Below are 20,065 nucleotides of genomic sequence, written 5' to 3'. Positions count from 1 at the left end.
AACCACCTGTTGTGAGCGCTTTCTTGTTGTCGCGAATATTATACGCGATCGCCGTAATCTTCGGGGTTTCGATCGCCGTCTTTTTCCTGATCAGGATTGGCGGCGATCCCTCGGCACTCTTTCTCCCCCCGGAAGCTTCGGCGGAGGAAATTGCGCGCTTCCGTCACTTGATGGGGTTCGACCGTTCATTGGGGGCACAATACCTGGACTTTCTGGGCCGCGCGCTCCGTGGTGATTTTGGCATGTCACTCCGTTACGAGCAGCCGGCCATGCAACTGGTGCTCGACCGCGTCCCTGCGACGCTGGAACTCAGTGGCATGGCGCTGGGGCTGTCTCTTGTGGTCTCCATTCCATTGGCTATCGTGGCAGCTGCATGGCGGGGTTCGATCGCGGACCGCGCTAGCCTGTTGGTATCTCTGATTGGCCAGAGCTTTCCTGCTTTTTGGCTGGCGATCATGCTGATCCTGCTTTTCTCGGAGACATTTCACATCCTGCCACCGTCGGGTCGTGGTGGTGTTAGGCATCTGATCATGCCCGCAGTTGTGCTGGCGACATACTCGACAGCAATCATCACCCGCCTGCTCCGCTCGTCCATGATCGAAGTCTTGCAGTCTGACTATATTCGCACAGCACGGGGCAAAGGCGTCAGCGAACGGCGCATCGTCCTGAAGCATGCCCTTCGCAATGCCGCGATCCCAACCCTCACCGTGATTGGTCTTCAGGTGGGAGCGCTACTGGGCGGGGCCGTCATTACCGAAGAGGTATTTGCCTATCCCGGCATTGGTCGTCTTGCCATTCAGGCAATCTCAAACCGTGACTTCACGGTCGTACAGGCCTTTGTCCTCGTCATGGCCACCGCGATCGTCTCGATAAACCTTCTGGTCGACCTCTCTTATGGCTTCCTTGATCCACGTCTGAGGAAAGGCAAATGACCGCATTTCTGAGACGCTACGTAAGAAGCGCGCTTGCCGCCCTCGGGCTTGCCATCGTGCTGCTCATCGTCTTCCTCGCCGTTTTTGGCCACTGGCTCATGCCCTTCGACCCTGACGCGCAGGAAATTCTCCAGCGTTTGAAACCTCCGCTCTGGTCAAACGGCGATGGAATGCACTTATTCGGTACCGACGCCCTTGGCCGCGATGTTCTCAGCCGTGTTATTGCAGGAGCTCGCGTTTCGCTAATTGTCGGAGTGACGTCAGTCGTCATCTCTGGTGCGATCGGTGTCACATTAGGGCTGATGGCTGGATATGATGATCGCCGTTCCGGGCGCGTGATCATGGCCGCTACCGATATACAACTTGCCATTCCCTTTCTCGTATTGGCCCTTGCTGTCGCAGCGGTCGTTGGTCCCAGCCTCTGGAATATCGTGGCCATTCTCGGCATCACCAATTGGGTGCAATACGCCCGAGTTGTCAGGGCTGAATGCCTGGTCTTGCGGGAAAGGGAGTTCATTCAGGCAGCACAAACGATGGGGATATCAACTCCAATGATCCTGATCAGGCACCTTCTGCCGAATGTGATGTCCTCCATCATTGTCATATCGAGCTTGCTTGTCGCCAAGATGATCCTGTTTGAATCGTCCTTGAGCTTCCTGGGACTTGGGGTCCCACCGGAAACCCCAACATGGGGCACGATGATATCTGAGGGCCGGAACTATATCGGCAATGCGTGGTGGGTCGCGACCATTCCGGGCTTTGCAATTTTCCTTACGGTCGTCGGTATCAATCTCATTGGCGATCGGCTTCGCGACCTCCTCGATCCTCGCCTGCGGCAGGTGGAAACCTGATGACAACACAATACGACATTCTTCTTTCAGGCTTTCCAGGTAAATGCAGCCGAGGCTTCCTCGGCTGGAGCACGACGGTCTTGCTGAAGACCAGGGCAGGATATGCGTTGTTCGACACCGGCGGCGCGGGTGATCGGCCTGGCATTCTTGAAGGACTGGCCAAACGTGGGGTCGACGCTGGCGACATTCGCACAGTCATTCTGTCTCACCTGCACTTTGATCACATCGCCAACGCTGAGTGCTTCCCGGACGCCGAAATCGTTATCCATGAGGCAGAACTCAGTTACTTCGATAGGCATTGGGCGCACGACAGGGCTGTTCCCAAGTATCTGGTGGAAGGACTATTGCGCAGACCGCAACTCTCTGTGGTTTCCGGAGAGCTGGATATCCTGCCGGGAGTTCGAATGATCAGAACGCCGGGACATACTGGCGGTCACATCGCGCTTGTCCTCCAGATCGACGGCGAATGCGTTGTCCTGGCGCAGGATGCCTTGAAGCATCGTGGTGAAGTTGCCACCAGCGTATCGGCTGGCTCGTTTGACGCAAAGGCCGCATCCGCGAGTGTTCAGCGCATCGTCGGTATGGCCGATATCATTGTCCCTGGTCACGATGCTCCCTTCCGCATCCACGACGGAGCCGTCGTACTGCCTGGCCGTCTGCATGAGGAGATCCGGATCACGATCGACGACAGACTATATGAAATGGAGATCGGATAGATGAAGCTGCTATTCAATGCGTTTATCTGCACTGGCCTGCCTGGTGGATTTTACGCAGACGGCGCGATCCTCGTCGAGGGCAGCACCATCAAATGGATCGGCCCATCGAGCGACTTGCCGGACGTAGCGATTGGGGCAACAAGAGATGATCAAAATGGGAAAGTGGTCATCCCCGGCCTCGTCAACACCCATGCCCATGGTGGGCTTTCCACTCACCGTGGCTGCTGTGACGATGGCGACCTTTTCCAATGGGCAAAGGCACTTGCTCCGCATACCGCATCCCTGACAATCGACGACAACCGGCGGGGCTCCACCCTCGCTGCGATGGATATGATACGCGCGGGCATTACGACCGCATGCGACTGTACACGGTACGGTGCAGGTGTCTTCGCATCGGTGGCGAGCGAAATTGGCATGAGGTCGTTAAGCGGCGCTCTTGCAAACTCGCCCGAACTTCGACCCAACGGCCGCCCCAATTGGCCGCTTGCGCTTGAGGAGACACGGCAAGCGATTTCGGACAATGCGGGCAACGGACTGTGCCGCTTTTATCTCGGGGCCCATTCTCCGTACAGCTGCACGCCAGAGCTATTGAGGGCCGTCAAGCGCGGGGCCGAGGCGCTCGGACTTCCCTTCACGATACATGTGGCGGAGAACCTCGCTGAAAACGATCTGATTGCGGAGCGCTATGGTCGCTCACCCGTCGCCTGGCTCAACGATCTCGGCGTGCTCGATGGGACCTCTATTCTTGCCCATTGTGTATGGCTCGATGACGCCGACATGGACATCCTTGCTGCGACCGGAGCTGGCGTGGCTCATAACCCCGCGAGCAATGCAAAGCTTGCGAGCGGTGTCGCACCCATCCCGGCGCTGCGGCGGCGCGGCGTGCCCGTCGGACTGGGTACCGATAGCACCCTTTCGAACAACAGCCTGGACATCTTTCAGGAGATGAAGCTGTCGGTCCTTCTCCAGCGCGCGACAACTCTTGATGCTTCGATCCTCGGCGCTGCGGACGCCTTCTCGATGGCCACCATCGAGGGAGCGCGGGTCCTCGGATGGGATCGCGAGATCGGCAGTCTGGAGCCCGGAAAGCAAGCCGATCTGGTCGTCCTCGCCTTGGAGCACCCGTTGGGAATGACCTACGAGAGAGCTCTTTCTGACATCGTCTACCACGCCGGTCCGCAGCACGTCCGCAAAGTGATGATCGCGGGGGAAACCGTGTTCGACGAAGGCAAATTAACAAGGATCGACGAAGCCGCGGTGCGGTCAACGATCCATCGTCACTATCAATGCAATTGAGGGAATCGAGTATGAACAGAGCACCAGTCGGACTGCTTACGAGCGCTGCCTCCGAAAACCTTCTTCAAAATCGTCGGTCGGAATCCGTTTCGACCCCGTGGGGTGAAGCCGAAGTCCTGCTCGGAACCATTGGCGGGCGCGAGACGGCGGTCATTCTGCGGTATGGCGAAAAGCTGACGGTACCCAGTCACAAGATAAACTATCATGCGAACATATGGGCGTTTCGCGAACTGGGCGTCGAGGCCATCATTTCCCAGAACGCCATCGGCTCCGTCAATCCGGCCATTCGGCCCGGTGATATCGTCATTTCCGATGACTTCCTCGACAAGACGAAGTCGCGCGCCCAGTCCTTGTTCGACGAGAGCGATTGCTGGGTGCGCGTCGACTTCACTGATCCATTTTGCCCGCGTCTTCGCACGGAACTGATCGCCGCCGCAAACAAGTACAGTAATCGCGTCATCGAGCGTGGCACCTTTGTTTGCACCGAAGGTCCCCGTTTCGAAACGCCCGCAGAAATTCGCTCCTATCAACGCGACGGGGGTGACATAGTCGGCACGCCGCTTGTGCCAGAGGTTATCTTCGCGCGCGAAGCGGAACTGTGCTTCGCGTCGATAGCACCAGTTATCAATTTTGGTTCGGGGATGGCACCAGCGGTGGTTCACTTTGGACCCGGCAGCATGAACGAAATCTACTACAAAGAAGGTCTCCACGACCTTATTGAAAAGACACTGATAGAAGCAATTTCAGGGCTTTCAACCGATCGGACATGCGGTTGCTCGCACGCTCTCGACGGAGGCTTTCATGGAACCCCGCCGACATGGCTGAAACGGAAGATCGCTTGAGTTCACCTCGGGCGTGACCGTCGCGTTTCAGCAGCGCTCTCCAATCTTCCTCGGATTCGAGGGCTTGTCGACGATCCCGCCTGGGGGTTCGTCAGTGATCGGTTCGCGCCGCTCTTCGACCTTGGCGACGCCACGACTGGCCATCGCACCCCAGATGTTATGCCTCAGATGGTCAAATTCGCTTGTAGCGCCGTTGTGCCCTTCAAAGTCAATGCCGCGTCTCAAGCAATCCCCGTGCAGTTCGCACCATCATTGCCAGATGCGCCGGATCGCGCACTCCCTCGCGGTAAAGTGTCACAAGGATCGCTGCTATGCGATCCGCTTCTTCCGACCCCTTTTCTAGACCACCTTCTGTAAGCACCTGGTTGAACACCGGCTGACAGGCGGCAAGATCCCGGGCGTCAAACGTATTTGGCTTTCGAACGTCAATCGTCTTCATCGCTGCAAAGGGAGCGCCGCAATCGCGACGCTCCCGCCCCCCCCAGTTACGCGACTTGCTTTTCGGCGTCGATCTGCAGCGAGTGAGGCGCAGTTTCTGCGCCAATCGCAATCTTGCGCGGCTTCATGGCCTCGGGAATTTCTCGCTTCAGGTCTATGCTGAGGAGACCATTTGTCAGCGTTGCATTTTCAACGCGAACGTGATCGGCAAGCTCGAAGCGTCGTTCGAAGGCGCGGCCAGCGATCCCTCGGTGGAGGTATTCGCCGCCACTGTCTTCCGCCTTCTGACCCTTCACCACGAGAACGTTGCGTTCCTGCGTGATGTCAAGATCACCATCGGAAAAGCCCGCGACCGCCATCTGGATCCGGTAGCCATCCTCGTCCGTCTTCAGGATGTCATATGGCGGCCAGGTTTCTATCCCCTGAACGCGCTGCGAGTTGGCAAGAAGATTGAACACCCTGTCAAAGCCGATGCTGGATCGGAAAAGCGGTGTAAAGTCGAGTTCGTTTCTCATAACCAAAACCTCCGTAAAGCGAGTTGGAATGGAGACGCGCAAGTCGGGCGCCTCCGACGCTGCCGGCCCCTTTCAGGCGGCCGGCGAAATTGATCTGGTTTGGGGGATTTGCAGATTCAAGATGGCTCACAAAATTTTTTTTACAACGGCGAAACCGACCTCTTGAACGATGAAATCGTTGAAACAATCTCAGTTCTGCCTGGAGATTTTCACTCCCTTGATGAAGGTTTTTAGGAGAAACGAAGATGACGACTGAAAGGAACGATCAACTCAACCCTCGTGCCTCGGAGAAGCCGGGCACAAATCGGATCCTTGACAGGAAACAGTCCTATGATCACCCGCGCGACATCCTCGCAACCGCGCTATGCGACAGCGAAAAGCGGGCCATCCTTGCTTCCTGGGCTTCCGATCTCTTTGCTGTCGACTCCTCGCCGCAACTGCGGCGCCCACCGGGGGTCAGGAAACCTGTGCGCTATGACGACATCCTCAAGGCTCTCAAGGCCCTCGATGGCGGCTGGAAACGGTCCCCGTGTCGATGAGATCGGCGGCCGAATGATTGTCGCGTCCCGCTATGCGGATTGCCTGTACCGTCTTGCCCGACAAGCGTACCGGTTTGATATGGCCGACCTTGGCGCCAAGCTAAATAATGTCGCTCGAGCAATCGAGGCCTTGGCGGACCGGATCGGCGTCGACCAGCGTGGAGTCGTTGTCCTAAGACGGGCGAGCCGCCTCATCGGCGCGGTAGAAGCAATCGTCGAAAAAACGTCCAAGAGGACCTTCCTTCACTAGGAGCACTCGTATTTAGGGGCGGCGCAAGATCTTGAAGGCCGCCCTTTCCTGAGGCGCAAGGCAAATCGATCGCGAGGCTAAGGAAGCGCTTCAGGCTCTCCAACGCAGCGAAGCTGCCGATGGCGGCGGTTCTACGTGAACCCTAGTGGATGGCGTGACTGCGCATGCGGTGAGGGTGGACGGCCTCGAACTGGCGGACGAGTTCCCTCGCCTGTTTCATGACATGAAAAGGAGTATGACTTTCGTCGCGGGCCAGTTCATCGGCGCTGATGAAGATCGCATCGGCCATGTTCTTCGAGACCATCGCGAACTTCCGGTTGCCTTCCACCATAGATTCCAGGGCGGTACGATCCAGCTGCCGCGCGATATCGATGAAGATTTCCTCGCGCTCCTCGACACTGAGCGCCCTCATGTCGCCTTCTGTATTCATGCTTGTCTCACTCCATTGACGTGAAGCCGCGCGGCCTCCCGTGAAAACCGCGGCCACAACCTAGGAACCGAGAATTTACAGATCAAGAGGGCGGCTGGCACTCGTTGGACATGAGTGCCAAAATTTTTTCGAGACCATCTTGAAAGCCGAAAAATAGCAAAATAAATCTTTGCCGCGAGGTGCTCTTCGAGGCTTCGCACCCGCCCGGACTGGCCATCCGGTCCGGCAAGGGTTTCAAAACATGATCGTTTGTCCAAGGAGGAAAACATGTCATTCCGTCCACTGCATGACCGTGTCCTGGTCCGCCGCGTCGAGTCTGAAGAAAGGACCAGGGGCGGCATTATCATCCCCGACACAGCCAAGGAAAAGCCCCAGGAGGGAGAAGTGGTCGCCGTTGGCACCGGCGCTCGCAACGAGGCAGGTCAAATTCAGGCACTCGACGTAAAAGCGGGGGATCGCATCCTGTTTGGCAAGTGGTCCGGCACCGAGATCAAGATCAACGGAGAAGACCTTCTGATCATGAAAGAAAGCGACGTTTTGGGAATTATCGAAATTCACAGCGAGCAGAAGCAGGCCGCTTAAGGCGCAGTTGGGTCAATTGCTATCTGGGAGTTAGAAAGATGGCTGCAAAGGAAATCAAGTTCAGCACTGATGCGCGCACCCGCATGCTGCGCGGCGTCGATACACTTGCAGACGCTGTCAAGGTGACCCTTGGTCCCAAGGGACGCAACGTCGTCATCTCCAAGTCGTTCGGCGCGCCCCGCATCACCAAGGATGGGGTAACAGTTGCCAAGGAAATCGAACTGGAAGACAAGTTCGAGAACATGGGCGCGCAAATGCTGCGTGAGGTAGCATCAAAGACGAACGATCTGGCGGGAGACGGAACGACGACCGCAACCGTTCTCGCACAGGCCATCGTTCGCGAGGGCGCCAAGGCTGTCGCCTCCGGCATGAACCCGATGGATCTAAAACGCGGCATTGATCTGGCTGTCGATGCGGTGGTCAATGAGTTGAAGACCAACGCGCGAAAGATATCCAACAACTCGGAAATCGCTCAGGTCGGAACCATTTCCGCCAACGGCGATTCCGAAGTCGGTCGCTTCCTCGCAGAGGCAATGCAGAAGGTCGGTAACGAAGGTGTCATTACCGTTGAGGAAGCCAAGACTGCCGATACCGAACTCGAGGTCGTTGAGGGAATGCAGTTCGACCGCGGTTATCTCAGCCCCTATTTCGTCACCAACCCTGAGAAGATGCGTGTTGAGTTCGAGGAGCCTTACATCCTCATTCACGAGAAGAAGCTGTCGAACCTGCAGTCCCTGCTCCCGGTCCTCGAAGCCGTCGTACAGTCGGGCAAGCCGCTCCTCGTGATCGCTGAAGACGTTGAAGGTGAAGCTCTTGCGACACTCGTCGTCAACAAGCTGCGCGGCGGCCTGAAGATCGCTGCCGTCAAGGCTCCGGGCTTCGGCGATCGCCGCAAGGCCATGCTCGAGGATATCGCGATCCTCACCGGCGGAACGGCGGTTTCGGAGGATCTTGGTATCAAGCTGGAGAACGTCACCCTGAACATGCTTGGTCGTGCGAAAAAGGTCACCATCGAGAAGGAGAACACGACGATCATCGACGGCGTCGGATCAAAAGCCGAGATCGATGGGCGCGTCGCACAGATCAGGGCTCAGATCGAGGAAACGACCTCCGACTACGACCGGGAAAAGCTGCAGGAACGCCTTGCAAAGCTTGCCGGTGGCGTTGCCGTCATTCGTGTTGGCGGTTCGACAGAGGTAGAGGTCAAGGAGAAGAAGGACCGCGTAGACGATGCTCTTCACGCGACCCGTGCCGCAGTTGAAGAAGGAATTCTTCCCGGCGGCGGCGTTGCACTGCTGCGCGCCGTCAAGGCTCTCGAGGGCCTTGAGACAGCCAACCGCGACCAGCGCGTGGGGGTCGATATTATCCGGCGTGCCATCGAGGCTCCCGTCCGGCAGATCGCAGAAAACGCTGGCGCCGAGGGTTCGGTCATCGTCGGAAAACTCCGCGAACAGACGGGCTTCTCCTTCGGCTGGAACGCACAGACGGGCGAGTTCGGCGACCTCTATGGCCAAGGCGTGATTGATCCGGTCAAGGTTGTCCGCACCGCGCTTGAGGATGCCGCTTCGGTTGCGGGCCTGTTGATTACGACAGAGGCAATGATTGCCGAGAAGCCAAAGGATGAAGCCGCTCCAGCGCTGCCCGCAGGCGCCGGAATGGGCTTCTAGGAGAGCTGCTCATGCCGTCGTTAGGCGAGCGTCCTGGAGGAAGGAATGACGACGCGTCTTCTGACTAGAGAAGAACTCCGCCTTTGTGTAGATGCCGTAAAGACGGTCGCACGCGAACGCGGGGTGGAAAAGGATGGGGCTGCGGTGGCCAGGATCATGGCAACCGTTGCCGATCTTTTCAACAAAGGCATGCGCACGCATGAGGATCTGGTAGCGGCCATGAAGGCCGAAACCACCATATGATCGGGAGCGCCCGGGAAATTGTCGGGCGCTTCCACCTGAAAATTTTCATAGCCACTGAAGGTTTTTGGGACAGACGAAATGAACATGAACGGCACCAATTGGATAAGTCGCAACGTGCTGACTGATGCGCTTTCGGCCTCCTACATCCTGGACCATTACCGCTCCATTATCACCAAAAAAAAGATAGAGGTTCCTTTCAAGGCGCAGAAATTGTCGCAAAAGGCCTGCAAGCCTGGTGTTCACTGGCCCGCGGCTCGCCCCCGCCATCCGGCAAAAGCGACCTCCAAATGCGAGGGTCGATCCCGTTAATCGACAATGGTACCCTCGGCCGACAGCTTTCGAAGCTTGGTCCTGGAAGGTATGATAGGCCAACATTCGACGGGGGCCTTGTGTCGACGACCGCTGGCTTGATCCTTGCCGTTTTCATCGCGATCGACCCCAGTTCAGCGTTCGCCCACGGCGGTGGGGTGGGAAATGGAACAATATGGGATTGGCAACGCTTGCCTTGCAGGAGCGCAACGTCATTGGCGGCAAGCTGCCGAGCGACAATTAGCACCGAGAGAAGCTGAAGCGGAGCATGGAGAGAAAAGGTTGCACGGCTGAAGTCGATTGAGGCCCGCCGCCAATCAGCCGGCTGCCCGGCGGATTTGGCTCCTCGAACGTCAGTCTGGTTACTGCTCGTGTTTTAGTCGCTCGATCGCTTCGTCGGCGTCCTCTTCGAGAAACTTGATGCGGGTCCAGAGCTGTTTTGGATTGACCTGGTGGAGCCTTGCAAGCTCCAGGACAGAGACATCGGCGCCCCGCGATCTCACCAGAATGTTCTCATAAGCCGCCGGCTTGCGTTTGGACGCCCATATGCAGTTGGCTGGCTCAAAGTCTCCCGTATTTTTGAGACGGCCGAGCACCGTACCGGGAGGACGCTCACCCATGTCTTCAAGGAAAGCTGAAAATGAAGCCCAGCGCGGGCACAGTTTGACACCTGCCCCACCGAACTTCCCGTAAAGCGGATCGGCTCTGTTTTCACATCGGCTTTTCACCTGCGTGTACGCACGTCTCGTCGGAGTGACTTTATGGCCAACCGCGTGTCCATGAACCAGGGATCGCTCCCGGTTGCGTTCTGCGCGCAGGCATCCGCAACTTTTGCTGTCTCCCTTTTTTACGGCAAAAAGAAACATAGAACGCTCGTTGCCGCAATCGCACCGAAAGATCCAGCGCTTGTGACGGCCAGGCACGCTATCGGGACGGAGCCCTGTCAGGCGGCCGTATCTTTGACCGGTAATATCGTCAGCGCGTGGCATTCCCTTCCATTCCTGTGTTCTCAACCGACAAAAGCATCACGAGGTGGCTTTCAATGCCCGCCGGACGGAGGACAGAGAGCTTGCTCTCAGGAATTGATGCGACCCGGGGCAATGCCCCTTGCGCCGGGCCCCACCCATTCAGCGGTGTTGGTCCGTGCAGCAGGCTGCCCAGCGCTGACTGTTCGCACCACCGCAAACTCAGGCGTCGTCAACAGGTGGAGTTCCCTGCGATGACCTGGAAGATATCATCATCTCGACGGGGTCGGGGTTTCGCTTTTGAGAGCAGACGGTATTGTTTCCTGTCGTCGGCCGGCCGTAACAGCTTTTACACGCTCGCTGATCCCGAGACGATACCTTTCCTGCGATGCCTATCGACTCAAAACGCTCTATCGGAAAACGATTGACAGAAACCATCATGAGAAAAAAACGCGGGCGTGCGATTTTCTCCCCCTGCCGGCGTTCCGAAGAATCTGGGACGCCCTGGGCCACGTCGAGGGCGGCGTGAATCGCGGCCAAGATTGCCCGATTGAAAGTTAACAGTCCGCGAATTAGTTCCTTCAACTTTGAAATGTAATAAACTTCAAGCGGTTACCAAGTATCTTTGGCACATTTCAACCGCCGTCGCCTATTGTCACATCAACAACAAAGGAGAGGCGTTATGCGTAACTGTGTCGTAGCTGGGATGTTCGTATTGATGGCTGGAGGCGCGTCGGCATCGGAATTAATGTCGCCTGCTTACATTCAGCAGGCTTCCGGTACGTCGGGCTCCTACTCGTCCACCGCGTCCCTCCTTGAGCCCGCTTACGGAGCAGCAAAGCTGCTAACCGCCCTGCCCTCTGCTCCGTCGTCGGGCAACCTCGCCAGCGCGATTCAAGTCGGTGTGTTGAATTCGGCGACGATCGATCAGACAGGCTCCGGCAACGTCGGACTGATCATGCAGTCTGGCTCGATGAACACCGCGTCCATCGAGCAGTTCGGTGGCGGACATCGCGCGGTCGTCGTGCAACAGGGCCGCAACAACGTGGCAGTTATCCGCCAACGCTGATTAGTTGCCCGTACCGCTATTGTTGTTGGTGTCAGGCAGCGTTGTGCTAGGCGTCTCGGTCGTGCTTCCGAAGTCCGGAAAATCGATCGAGAAGCTCGGGCTGGAAGAGCCTTCGGCAGCCTTACCTTGTGCACTTGCCTGCGACAGCAGCCAGCTTCCGTTCTGCGGGTTGCCCCCGAAGGAAGGGTTGATCGGCTGGTAGTTAAGCTGTGAGGCGGCCGCGAAGGAAACGGACGAACACACGAATGCTCCGACCAGCAGCACCTTGGAAACACGCATAAAATTTCTCCGCTTCTCGGTGATGAATACTAATCAATTCTTGGGGAAGACATACATTCTTCCCGGGACAACCACAACGGTTGCGTTCTTTATTCCGTTCAAACCTGTGGGCATCAGGTAGCGACCGCTTTGGGGCGTCTGCAGAGCGACCACCGTGGTGTTCTGGGCGTTGCGAACGTCGAGAGCTCCGGCAAGGTTGTCTCCTACTTGAACGTAGGCAACCTGGTTGTTCGAACCGGAGACGCCAACAAGCTGGAAGTCGTTGTCGCCTTTGGCAGCTTGGACGACGGAGTTGTTCTTGCCACCCTGAACGAGCAGAAGCGCCGAGTTATTGCCTTCGATGCTCTGTATGGCGCGGTTGTTTTGACCGGACTGCTGGATAGAGGAGAAGTTGGCTGAGCCCGAAACGGAGATGTCGGCGGCATTGCCGTCGCCCAGTTGCAGGATGGATGACGTCGATCCGCCGTTTCCGGCGACGTACGGCTGAATTGGCTCCATCAGCGACCCGACGATAGGCGCTGCGGCTGACGAATCCAGCAACAGCGGTTCCGCTGCGGCTGCAGATCCGGCCCAAGCTGCGACGGTGATCGCGCCGGCGGCCAACAGAGCAAGAGGTTTTGCAGTGGAGAGCATGCTGTTCACCTGAATCCTATATTTTAAGAGGCTTGGCGCTGAAATCGAAGGTGTGTTCGAGAACACAGGCACTTTGCCCGCTACGATCGCGTACCGTCATTTCCAACTGAACTTGCGAAGGCACGTCTACGGCAACCTGTGCCGACCCAATCGTGCCACCTTGAATGCGATTCGCCTGACGGGTCTGAGACGATCCGGAAGACGATCGTTTCGTCACCGCGATCTCATACGATCCATCGAAGTCGGATGTCGCCTTGAGAAACGGAACGATCAGGGCCGACTCGCCCGAGAGGACGCGAACTCCGCACTCGGAAATGCGGGTGTCAGAGATTTTCCCATTCACAGTTTCGTAGCTCATCGATGCTGCCCAAGCGAAAGTCGAACTGAGGAGTGTCATGCCAAAGACGGAGACGATGTTTTTCCCGGACGTGAGCATGTGACCCCCGACGAAGGTGGCGCGCCCGAGGGCGCGCCACTGTTCTTTTAGTTCTGCTTGACGATGGCGGTGTTGCCGCGACCGACCTGGACAACAGCCGAGGCATTGTTGCTGCCAGACTGCGAGACGAAGGCATTGTTCGCCGCGTTGCCGGAACCGACGCCAAGCTGGAAGACGGCCGAGTTGTTGCCGCTGCCGGACTGGCTGATCCAAGCGTTCGAGTAGTCACCAGCCTGCGCGACGAGCGAAGTCTGGGTGCCACCCTGCTGGAGAACGCTTGCGAGCGAGTCGCTGCCGCCCTGGAAGATCAACGACGACTGGCTGTTACCCGACTGGATGGTGCCAGCATTGTTGCGGGTGCCTGCCTGGATGGTGCCAGCGACGTTACCAGAACCAGCGCCCTGAGCCGTGACAGACGTGTTGTCGTCACCGATCTGGACCGTGCTTGCCAGCGACAGCGTCGACGGTGCAAGGCTCAGAAGGTCTCCAGTCTGCGATGTAGCGGAGCTATTGCGGTTCCCCTTCTGAAGGGTGACCGCAGCATCACCCGCAACAACGGTTTGGGAAGTCGATGCCGTATTCAGGTCACCAATCTGAACCGTTCCCGAGATTGCGCCGATCGAGGCGATCTGGACCGTTCCGGCGTTGTTGCCGTTACCGTCCTGAACGATGCCGGCGACCGATGCAGCGGTCGGCAGTGCAAGAGCAGCGCTAACCGGACCGATAGAGCCGAGCGATACTCCTCCACCCTGGACGTTGGCCGCGGTGTTGTTGTCGCCTGTCTGAACAATCGCAGCTGCCGAAGCAACTGCCGGGGCATCCGCTTTGGTCGAACCGAAGGGGGTTGTCAGGGTGGCAACCTCAGCACCCTGAACGTTGGCGGCGTTGTTGCCGTTGCCGTCCTGAACGATGAGAGCTGCGACGTTCGAGCTGCCGTTCTGCTGGAGGTTGGCAGCCCTGTTGGCCGAACCGCCGAACTGAAGGGTGGACGCAAAGGCATTCGAAACGCCATCCTGGGTGTTCGCCGCGGTGTTGCCATCGCTCAGCTGAACAGCAAGAGTGGTCGAGCTTTCGCTGTCCGTCTGAACGTTAGCGGCCGTGTTGGCGTCGCCAACCTGAACAACACCTGCGTTAACGTCGGTGGTACCCGTCTGGACGTTGGAAGCCTTGTTCCAATCGCCAACCGAAACCACAGTCGCGCTAGACGCAACCGTCGCAGTCTGCGAGTTCACAGCCGCGTTGCCATTGCCAACCTGAACAGTTGCAGCATTTGAGTCCTTGGCAGCAACCTGCTCGTTGTCAGCAAAGTTGCCATTGCCGATCTGAAGGTTTGCAGCCTTCGCACCGTTCGTCAGGGTCTGGTTGTTCAGTGCTGCGTTGCCGTTGCCAACCTGGATGGAGGCGGCGTCCGTGCCGTTGGTCGCGATCTGGGTGTTGGCAGCAACGTTATTGTCACCGAACTGGCCGACAATTGCGTTGGAAGCAACCGTTGGAATGTTCGAGCCTGCCGAAGCGTATTCGGCCGGGACTGGAAGGGTAACCGGGCCACTCTGTCCTGCAACAGGCCTTTCAGCATAATTGCTCGGGATCGCCCTACCAATAATTTCCTTCAATCCACCGGTCGGGCCAATGTAGGTGACCGCGGTCTTCTGATGGGTTGTAGTGTAGGTCGAGATTGCCGGCGTAAATTTTCCGGTTTGCAGGTTGGACGCCTGATTGCCATTACCGATCTGCGCGACAGCGGCATTCGAATCTACGGCGGCGGCTTCGCCGGAACCTGATATCGTAGCCGCAGCGAAGTTATCCCAAGCAACCGGCACCCCAAGCAGCCGGTCAGTGACGACCCTCTGTTTCTCGATGTCGATAGAATATGGGACTATAGAACCCTGCGTGTTGCTGGCGTGGTTGTTTTCGCCAACCTGCAGAACCGCCGCCTTCACATTGTCGCTCTGAGCTTTTTGCGCATTCGTTGCGACGTTGCTTTTGCCGAACTGACCGATGAAGGCATCGGAGTCAGTTACTTTTGCCTGGTCGTTGGCCGCGATGTTGCCGGAGCCAGCCTGCAGGATCGATGCCGAAGTCGGATCGACGTTGGTCTGCGAGTTGGAGGCAACGTTCCAGTCGCCGAACTGTGCGATGTTTGCCGTCGCATCGCTGCCGGCGGTCTGGGCGTTGCTGCCCCGGTTGCCAGTGCCGCCCTGGAGAATACGAGCAGTGTTATGCTCGCCGTCGATCTGCAGGTTTCCAGCATTGTTCTGGCCGCCGACCTGAAGGACGCCCGCGGAGTTGTCGCCGCCGAAGCGCTGGTCGTTGAAGGCGGTGTTGCCATTGCCAAACTGGCCGATTGCAGCGTCGCTGGACGGACCCGAGGTCACGCCGACGGTATCGGTCTGCGTGTTGTATGCGACGTTGTTGTTGCCAACTTGCAGTGTGGCGGCGTCGTTCGCGTAGCCGCCGGTCTGCGTATTGCCAGCGGTGTTCAGATCTCCGAACTGGGCAATGCCATCCTGGTTTTCGTAGCCATCCGTCTGGGAGTTACTGGCATGGTTGGCTTCGCCATCCTGCAAGATGCCTGCTTCATTCTTGTGGCCCGGAGCGCTGCCGCGGATCTGAATGTTACTAGCAACGTTGTTGGCACCGAGCTGGAGAATTCCAGCGTTCGATACACCTTGATCCTGGGTGTTCGATGCCTGATTGCCCTTCCCGAACTGCGCAATACCAGCATCGCTGCCGCCCGAGTTCTGGCTGTTGTAAGCTGTGTTGTAGTCACCCTTCTGGAGGATGCCAGCGTTGAGATCGCCGCCGACCTGAGTGTTGCCAGCGATATTGCCGTCGCCGTCCTGGATGATGCCAGCGTTGTTTTCAGCGCCGAACTGCGTGTTGGCCGCAACGTTGGAGTCGCCGAACTGGGCGATGCCTGCGTTCAGATCGCTGCCCGGATAGCCACCAGAATGAATAGTCTGAGTGTTCGCAGCTACGTTCGCGGTTCCGTCCTGGATGATACCGGCCTGCTTGTCGTAACCGCCAATTTGCGTGTTGGTCGCGACGTTACGCCCGCCGTTTTGGAAGATGTTGGCTTCGTTGTCTTCACCGCCGCTCTGCTGGTTGAGAGCGCCGTTCTGCGACCCGAACTGGATGACGCCGACGCGCGAGGTCTTCTCGTTCTTCTGCGAGTTCACGGCCGAATTCTCAGTGCCAAACTGCAGAGTACCAGCGTAAGAGCCGTTCGAACCGTCCTGCTTGTTGTAGGCAAAGTTGCCAGCGGCGGCGTCTTCCGGGCTGAACTGAACGATACCGGAGTCGTTGGTGCCGTCGAACTGGTCGGTGCGGGCAAGGTTTTTGCTGCCGCCCTGGAAGATCGCAGCGCGGTTTGCGCCCGTCTGACGGAACTGGTCAACCGAGTTGCCGGAGCCGAACTGTGCGATGCCTGCGGTGTTCTTGCCTTCCTGATAGAAGACGCCGCCGACGAAGTTGCCCGTGCCGAACTGCATCACGCCGAGGTCGTTGTTGCCGCGCTGCGCGTCACTGGGCGACCCGTTCACTACAGGAAGGAATACGTTGCCGTTTCCGTACTGATAGATGAAGCCCTGGTTCGTGCCACCAGTTGCGCCGTTTTCGCCTGCCTGGGAAAGGTAGGCATAGTTGTTGCTGTCAAGCTGGCCGATAAATGCTTCGTTTGCCGTGACGTCTTCTGCCGCCGCGCCGCTAGCCAGTCCAATAACGGCGACCCCAGCCAGGAGTGCCGATCGCTTTAGTCTAAACGCCATGAGTAACTCCCCAAAGACTCGAAGCAGCTTCCCCAGCTCCCCGAGATACAATTGATTAACGCAGCGTTAATTAGCGTGCCAACATTGTATGAGCAAGGCTCTTGTCAGTGCTTACTTACATTTGGTTAAGATGTACGAAGAACAACCCAAATTTGGTCGGCAAATACAACCGTCTCGGCAGCAAGCTACGGCAAATTGTATTCAGACCTTACTATCTGAACCAAATTTATACTTCCACTTCCGGAAACGACAATACCCGCGAAGCAAGTGATTCGCGGTTACAAAAGTCTGAAACTGGCGGGCAACAAAGCCGCCCGCAATCATGACTTATGTCATGAACTCGAAAGCGGCCGATCGAGATACTTCTTCTCGAATTCGGCGAGGAATTGCGCTTCCTGTGATCTGTCCCTGAGGTGCCAGAGGCCTTGACGAACACCGTCGACGGCAAGCGAAACGACAGCGAGCTCGATGCCTTCGCGGACAGCGAGAGCGCCCGGATCATTGCGAGCCTGACCCAGTTCGACTTCAAGCAATTCGTTAGCCGTCGCGAACTTATATGCGCTGCCCCTGACCTGAACCGAATAAATCTGCTTGGTCGTAGTGGTGGATGCGAGCACCTCACCCGTCTGGACGCTGACTGCGCGCAAGCTGACGGTAACCACGTCGGATCGGTATTGAACATCGCCGCCAATACCGAGGTAGCGCGCGCCCGCACCGCCCGTCAGTTCGTTCGAATCGTAACCAACGATGCCGCCTTCAAGAATAAGGCCCGCGAAGCGTACAGGAGGCAATCCGACCGGCTGGCGATACGACTTCTGCGTGTTTTCGATGAGCGTCCGTTCCTGGACCAGGTTCTTCAGTCCCGATCGCTCGACAACGCGGAACCACTGTCCGTTTCCGGTCTTTTTCAACACGTCGATAAGGATCGATCCGCCGCCTTGAGTAACCGCTCGGCTATACTCGGCAAAGCTGTCGTTGGGCTTTGCCTGACCCGTCAGATCTGGGAAATCATAGACCGCGACATCGACGGGAGTTTCTGGCAACGGCAATGTGACGACCTTGGCGGTTGTCTTGGTGGCGGATGTCAACGCGGCTGCCGGGGTATTCAGATGCTGGCCCGTCTGACATCCCGCCAACAAAATGCTGCTCAAGAGCAGCGAAACCGCTTGAACTTTCATATTCCCCTCGCCCACGTAACGCGACTGCAGTTTGTTCGGATATGCTTATTCCGTTACTCTTCGAACAAGCAAACCGAATGTTTAAGTGACGTTAACGTGTATAATTAACGCACCGCGTTGCAGTGATTGTATTTCGCTATCCTTATGAGATAACGGACTTTCGTCGGCTATTAACGGAAAGACAGCAAAAGACGGAAGATGATTTTTTCATCTATTAGTCGAAAAGATAAGCAAGGTGCAAAAATACCTCACCAGAAATGGTTGGTAATAACCTGCTTACTGATTAACGACGCCGGCACCAACGGTCGGCCATTGGCTGATCGCCGTGCTCATGACCACCGCAGACGTGCCGCGCCCCACGGAAGGGTACGGATTCGCACGTGCTGGGGCGGCAGCGCGCTTTGCGATTCGCGGCTTCGGTTTCCGAGGAATCTCAGGGGGACGAGGCCGCGCATCTGCTGGAGCTTGGGGCACATATACGCCACGTTCGCCAGGCGAAACCTGATTGATATAGGCCTGCGCCATCACGGTATTTTCCGCGTTTGCGGCGAGCAGAAATACCGTCGCCGATATGCACAGGATGGCCTTGGAAGTCATGCGGGTTTCTCACTCAGTAAAACGCAGTTCGGATCGCAACTTAAAACTGAAGAGGCGATTTGACTCAAGAAAAGATCCATGGAACACACACTGTCAATACAGCAGGAGGATTTTCCCATGAACGCGGTTGCGAAAGCGGCAGCAGGTCTTGCGCTCATTTCGTATGTCTTGAGCACAGGTGCGTCGTCTGGGCAGGATTCGGCACCCGGTCCCCTTTTCTCCACGCCAGCATCGCGCTCGACGATAGGAACCCCAGTGCTGGAAAAGCCGGAATCACAATCGAACGGCGACATTAACAGCCGACGGCCGAAGCCTGCACAGGCGGCACCCGCGCAGACAGCCGCCCAACCGAAGCAGGCGGCCGCTGAACCCCCACGGTCAGACCTGTCCGTTTCCAGGACCGGGGTCTGGGAGCTTCAATGCACACAACTGACGCCACAGCAAAAGAAGTGCCAGGCGAGCAGCAGCGTAATTTCGCCTGACGGTAAATCTATAGTTCTCGTGACGAGTCTCGCCGTCGCGGCGGATGGCAAGCAGATCGCTGCCCAGATCGCGGTCCCCCTTGGTATCGCGCTTTCGCCCGGCGTAAAATTCGATCTCGACGGCTACACGACAACGCTGCCGCTTAGCCGATGCACTCCGCAGGGATGCCTTGTAGAAGGTATGGTCCCGGACAAGCTTGTTGCAACGATGAAGGAAAAACCCGAAGCAACGGTCAGCGTTGCGACACCTGACGGCAAGGAGATCGCCATCAAGCAGTCCCTTGATGGCTTCACCAAAACCTTTGACGAGATGTTGCGCTCAGAGCGTGCGCGCTAAAGCGCTGGCCCTATCAGTTTCTGTGCGGCGGTACGACGTCGGTCACTGCACTTGCTTTATTCGTCTGATCGCTTCATCGGCGTCTTCTTCTAGAAACTTGATGCGGGTCCAGAGCTGCTTAACATTGACCTGGTGGACCTTTGCCAGCTCCAAAACAGAGATATCGGAACCCCGCGACCTCACCAAAATGTCCTCGTAAGCCGCAGGCTTGCGTTTGGAAGCCCACATGCAGTTGGCGGGCTCGAAGTCGCCAGTCTTTTCGAGACGGTCAAGCACTGTACCGTCAGGGCGCTCGCCCATGTCTTCAAGGAAAGCTGAAAAGCTGTCGGCCCAGCGCGCGCACATCTTGATGCCTGCGCCCCCGAACTTTTCGTACAACGGATCCGACTTATTTCTGCATCGGCTCTTAGCCTGCGTATATGCACGTCTCGTCGGCGTGAGTTTGTAGCCGACCGAGTGCCCATGGACCAAGGATCGCTCGCGGTTACGTTCTGCGCGCAAGCATCCACAACTTTTGCTGTCTCCCTTCTTTACTGCAGAGAGGAACATCGAACGCTCGTTTCCGCAATCGCAGCGAAAGATCCAGCGTTTGTGACGACCAGCTACGCAATCTGGACGAAGTCCGATCAGGCGGCCGTATCTTTGACCAGTGATATCGTCAGCGCGTGGCATTCGCTTCCCAGTTCTACGTTCTCAAGCCGTTGCAAAGAAC

General features: G+C 57.4%; 23 protein-coding genes. 12 read left to right on the top strand and 11 right to left on the bottom strand.

Going from position 1 to position 20,065, the window contains the following annotated elements; translation table 11 throughout:
* The first annotated feature begins 11 nt into the window (after positions 1-11).
* The 5 genes from FHX16_RS29625 to FHX16_RS29605 are packed head-to-tail and all read left to right on the top strand — an operon-like array spanning position 12 to position 4,637.
* Positions 12-932, top strand: a complete 921-nt coding sequence (locus FHX16_RS29625; protein ID WP_183865033.1) for an ABC transporter permease — start codon at positions 12-14, stop codon at positions 930-932.
* A complete protein-coding gene (locus FHX16_RS29620) occupies positions 929-1,783 on the top strand; it encodes an ABC transporter permease (RefSeq protein ID WP_259131866.1) in 855 nt (284 codons plus the stop codon). The genes FHX16_RS29625 and FHX16_RS29620 overlap by 4 nt, the downstream gene beginning before the upstream one ends.
* Positions 1,783-2,499 carry an MBL fold metallo-hydrolase gene (locus FHX16_RS29615; RefSeq protein ID WP_183865031.1) on the top strand — a complete coding sequence of 239 codons (717 nt, stop codon included), beginning with the start codon at positions 1,783-1,785 and terminating at the stop codon, positions 2,497-2,499. The genes FHX16_RS29620 and FHX16_RS29615 overlap by 1 nt, the downstream gene beginning before the upstream one ends.
* A complete protein-coding gene (locus FHX16_RS29610; RefSeq protein ID WP_259131864.1) occupies positions 2,500-3,795 on the top strand; it encodes an amidohydrolase in 1,296 nt (431 codons plus the stop codon).
* Between the two features lie 11 nt (positions 3,796-3,806).
* Complete coding sequence (locus FHX16_RS29605) at positions 3,807-4,637, top strand: MTAP family purine nucleoside phosphorylase (protein ID WP_183865029.1); 831 nt, start codon at positions 3,807-3,809, stop codon at positions 4,635-4,637.
* Between the two features lie 208 nt (positions 4,638-4,845).
* Here the strand turns inward: FHX16_RS29605 and FHX16_RS29600 are convergent, their stop codons facing one another.
* Positions 4,846-5,076 (bottom strand): hypothetical protein, encoded by a 231-nt coding sequence (locus FHX16_RS29600; RefSeq protein WP_183865028.1) that lies wholly within the window; start codon positions 5,074-5,076, stop codon positions 4,846-4,848.
* A 46-nt stretch (positions 5,077-5,122) separates the two neighbouring features.
* Entirely contained in the window at positions 5,123-5,590 is a 468-nt protein-coding gene (locus tag FHX16_RS29595; RefSeq protein WP_183758746.1) for an Hsp20 family protein, read from the bottom strand.
* 245 nt (positions 5,591-5,835) lie between these two features.
* On the opposite strand from FHX16_RS29595, the gene FHX16_RS29590 reads away from it, so the two are divergent.
* Complete coding sequence (locus tag FHX16_RS29590; RefSeq protein ID WP_259131861.1) at positions 5,836-6,129, top strand: hypothetical protein; 294 nt, start codon at positions 5,836-5,838, stop codon at positions 6,127-6,129.
* A 392-nt stretch (positions 6,130-6,521) separates the two neighbouring features.
* Here FHX16_RS29590 and FHX16_RS29585 read toward each other — a convergent pair whose 3' ends face one another.
* Entirely contained in the window at positions 6,522-6,809 is a 288-nt protein-coding gene (locus tag FHX16_RS29585; protein ID WP_183758754.1) for a hypothetical protein, read from the bottom strand.
* Between the two features lie 267 nt (positions 6,810-7,076).
* Here FHX16_RS29585 and groES point away from each other — a divergent pair, with 267 nt between their 5' ends.
* The 4 genes from groES to FHX16_RS29565 all read left to right on the top strand — a co-directional run bounded on the left by groES (position 7,077) and on the right by FHX16_RS29565 (position 9,610).
* Positions 7,077-7,391, top strand: coding sequence for a co-chaperone GroES (gene groES / locus FHX16_RS29580; RefSeq protein WP_183758756.1), 315 nt, complete (start codon positions 7,077-7,079; stop codon positions 7,389-7,391).
* Positions 7,392-7,429: 38 nt separating this feature from the next.
* Positions 7,430-9,058 (top strand): chaperonin GroEL, encoded by a 1,629-nt coding sequence (gene groL / locus FHX16_RS29575; protein ID WP_259131857.1) that lies wholly within the window; start codon positions 7,430-7,432, stop codon positions 9,056-9,058.
* A 45-nt stretch (positions 9,059-9,103) separates the two neighbouring features.
* Positions 9,104-9,301 (top strand): hypothetical protein, encoded by a 198-nt coding sequence (locus FHX16_RS29570; protein ID WP_183758760.1) that lies wholly within the window; start codon positions 9,104-9,106, stop codon positions 9,299-9,301.
* 84 nt (positions 9,302-9,385) lie between these two features.
* A complete protein-coding gene (locus FHX16_RS29565; protein ID WP_183758762.1) occupies positions 9,386-9,610 on the top strand; it encodes a hypothetical protein in 225 nt (74 codons plus the stop codon).
* A gap of 362 nt (positions 9,611-9,972) precedes the next feature.
* On the opposite strand, the gene FHX16_RS29560 is transcribed toward FHX16_RS29565, so the two are convergent.
* Positions 9,973-10,476, bottom strand: a complete 504-nt coding sequence (locus FHX16_RS29560) for a hypothetical protein (protein ID WP_259131855.1) — start codon at positions 10,474-10,476, stop codon at positions 9,973-9,975.
* 781 nt (positions 10,477-11,257) lie between these two features.
* On the opposite strand from FHX16_RS29560, the gene FHX16_RS29555 reads away from it, so the two are divergent.
* On the top strand, positions 11,258-11,644 hold the full coding sequence (locus FHX16_RS29555) for a hypothetical protein (RefSeq protein WP_183758764.1): 387 nt from the start codon (positions 11,258-11,260) through the stop codon (positions 11,642-11,644).
* Here the strand turns inward: FHX16_RS29555 and FHX16_RS29550 are convergent, their stop codons facing one another.
* The 6 genes from FHX16_RS29550 to FHX16_RS29525 all read right to left on the bottom strand — a co-directional run bounded on the left by FHX16_RS29550 (position 11,645) and on the right by FHX16_RS29525 (position 18,534).
* Positions 11,645-11,923, bottom strand: coding sequence for a curli assembly protein CsgF (locus FHX16_RS29550; protein ID WP_183758766.1), 279 nt, complete (start codon positions 11,921-11,923; stop codon positions 11,645-11,647). It lies immediately after the preceding gene.
* Between the two features lie 33 nt (positions 11,924-11,956).
* A complete protein-coding gene (locus tag FHX16_RS29545) occupies positions 11,957-12,556 on the bottom strand; it encodes a hypothetical protein (protein ID WP_259131850.1) in 600 nt (199 codons plus the stop codon).
* A 16-nt stretch (positions 12,557-12,572) separates the two neighbouring features.
* Positions 12,573-12,914, bottom strand: a complete 342-nt coding sequence (gene csgH, locus FHX16_RS29540) for a curli-like amyloid fiber formation chaperone CsgH (protein WP_183758770.1) — start codon at positions 12,912-12,914, stop codon at positions 12,573-12,575.
* 125 nt (positions 12,915-13,039) lie between these two features.
* Positions 13,040-16,759 carry a hypothetical protein gene (locus FHX16_RS29535; protein ID WP_259131848.1) on the bottom strand — a complete coding sequence of 1,240 codons (3,720 nt, stop codon included), beginning with the start codon at positions 16,757-16,759 and terminating at the stop codon, positions 13,040-13,042.
* Between the two features lie 332 nt (positions 16,760-17,091).
* On the bottom strand, positions 17,092-17,937 hold the full coding sequence (locus tag FHX16_RS29530) for a CsgG/HfaB family protein (protein WP_183758774.1): 846 nt from the start codon (positions 17,935-17,937) through the stop codon (positions 17,092-17,094).
* A gap of 276 nt (positions 17,938-18,213) precedes the next feature.
* Positions 18,214-18,534 carry a hypothetical protein gene (locus tag FHX16_RS29525; RefSeq protein ID WP_183758776.1) on the bottom strand — a complete coding sequence of 107 codons (321 nt, stop codon included), beginning with the start codon at positions 18,532-18,534 and terminating at the stop codon, positions 18,214-18,216.
* A gap of 78 nt (positions 18,535-18,612) precedes the next feature.
* On the opposite strand from FHX16_RS29525, the gene FHX16_RS29520 reads away from it, so the two are divergent.
* On the top strand, positions 18,613-19,353 hold the full coding sequence (locus tag FHX16_RS29520) for an invasion associated locus B family protein (RefSeq protein WP_310503162.1): 741 nt from the start codon (positions 18,613-18,615) through the stop codon (positions 19,351-19,353).
* 42 nt (positions 19,354-19,395) lie between these two features.
* On the opposite strand, the gene FHX16_RS29515 is transcribed toward FHX16_RS29520, so the two are convergent.
* Entirely contained in the window at positions 19,396-19,902 is a 507-nt protein-coding gene (locus FHX16_RS29515; RefSeq protein ID WP_246720214.1) for a hypothetical protein, read from the bottom strand.
* Positions 19,903-20,065 lie beyond the last annotated feature (163 nt).

This window comes from Rhizobium sp. BK661 (genome assembly GCF_024808825.1).
In the GTDB taxonomy this organism is placed as follows: Bacteria; Pseudomonadota; Alphaproteobacteria; order Rhizobiales; family Rhizobiaceae; genus Rhizobium.
Note: the sequence above shows the minus strand (reverse complement) of the source record. Positions and strands in the feature narration are given on the sequence as shown.

Coding starts and splice junctions, on each gene's coding strand:
- FHX16_RS29620 (WP_259131866.1), top strand. CDS start 929: ATGACCGCATTTCTGAGACGCTACGTAAGAAGCGCGCTTGCCGCCCTC.
- FHX16_RS29615 (WP_183865031.1), top strand. CDS start 1,783: ATGACAACACAATACGACATTCTTCTTTCAGGCTTTCCAGGTAAATGC.
- FHX16_RS29610 (WP_259131864.1), top strand. CDS start 2,500: ATGAAGCTGCTATTCAATGCGTTTATCTGCACTGGCCTGCCTGGTGGA.
- FHX16_RS29605 (WP_183865029.1), top strand. CDS start 3,807: ATGAACAGAGCACCAGTCGGACTGCTTACGAGCGCTGCCTCCGAAAAC.
- FHX16_RS29600 (WP_183865028.1), bottom strand. CDS start 5,076: ATGAAGACGATTGACGTTCGAAAGCCAAATACGTTTGACGCCCGGGAT.
- FHX16_RS29595 (WP_183758746.1), bottom strand. CDS start 5,590: ATGAGAAACGAACTCGACTTTACACCGCTTTTCCGATCCAGCATCGGC.
- FHX16_RS29590 (WP_259131861.1), top strand. CDS start 5,836: ATGACGACTGAAAGGAACGATCAACTCAACCCTCGTGCCTCGGAGAAG.
- FHX16_RS29585 (WP_183758754.1), bottom strand. CDS start 6,809: ATGAATACAGAAGGCGACATGAGGGCGCTCAGTGTCGAGGAGCGCGAG.
- groES (WP_183758756.1), top strand. CDS start 7,077: ATGTCATTCCGTCCACTGCATGACCGTGTCCTGGTCCGCCGCGTCGAG.
- groL (WP_259131857.1), top strand. CDS start 7,430: ATGGCTGCAAAGGAAATCAAGTTCAGCACTGATGCGCGCACCCGCATG.
- FHX16_RS29570 (WP_183758760.1), top strand. CDS start 9,104: ATGACGACGCGTCTTCTGACTAGAGAAGAACTCCGCCTTTGTGTAGAT.
- FHX16_RS29565 (WP_183758762.1), top strand. CDS start 9,386: ATGAACGGCACCAATTGGATAAGTCGCAACGTGCTGACTGATGCGCTT.
- FHX16_RS29560 (WP_259131855.1), bottom strand. CDS start 10,476: ATGTTTCTTTTTGCCGTAAAAAAGGGAGACAGCAAAAGTTGCGGATGC.
- FHX16_RS29555 (WP_183758764.1), top strand. CDS start 11,258: ATGCGTAACTGTGTCGTAGCTGGGATGTTCGTATTGATGGCTGGAGGC.
- FHX16_RS29550 (WP_183758766.1), bottom strand. CDS start 11,923: ATGCGTGTTTCCAAGGTGCTGCTGGTCGGAGCATTCGTGTGTTCGTCC.
- FHX16_RS29545 (WP_259131850.1), bottom strand. CDS start 12,556: ATGCTCTCCACTGCAAAACCTCTTGCTCTGTTGGCCGCCGGCGCGATC.
- csgH (WP_183758770.1), bottom strand. CDS start 12,914: ATGAGCTACGAAACTGTGAATGGGAAAATCTCTGACACCCGCATTTCC.
- FHX16_RS29535 (WP_259131848.1), bottom strand. CDS start 16,759: ATGGCGTTTAGACTAAAGCGATCGGCACTCCTGGCTGGGGTCGCCGTT.
- FHX16_RS29530 (WP_183758774.1), bottom strand. CDS start 17,937: ATGAAAGTTCAAGCGGTTTCGCTGCTCTTGAGCAGCATTTTGTTGGCG.
- FHX16_RS29525 (WP_183758776.1), bottom strand. CDS start 18,534: ATGACTTCCAAGGCCATCCTGTGCATATCGGCGACGGTATTTCTGCTC.
- FHX16_RS29520 (WP_310503162.1), top strand. CDS start 18,613: ATGGAACACACACTGTCAATACAGCAGGAGGATTTTCCCATGAACGCG.
- FHX16_RS29515 (WP_246720214.1), bottom strand. CDS start 19,902: ATGTTCCTCTCTGCAGTAAAGAAGGGAGACAGCAAAAGTTGTGGATGC.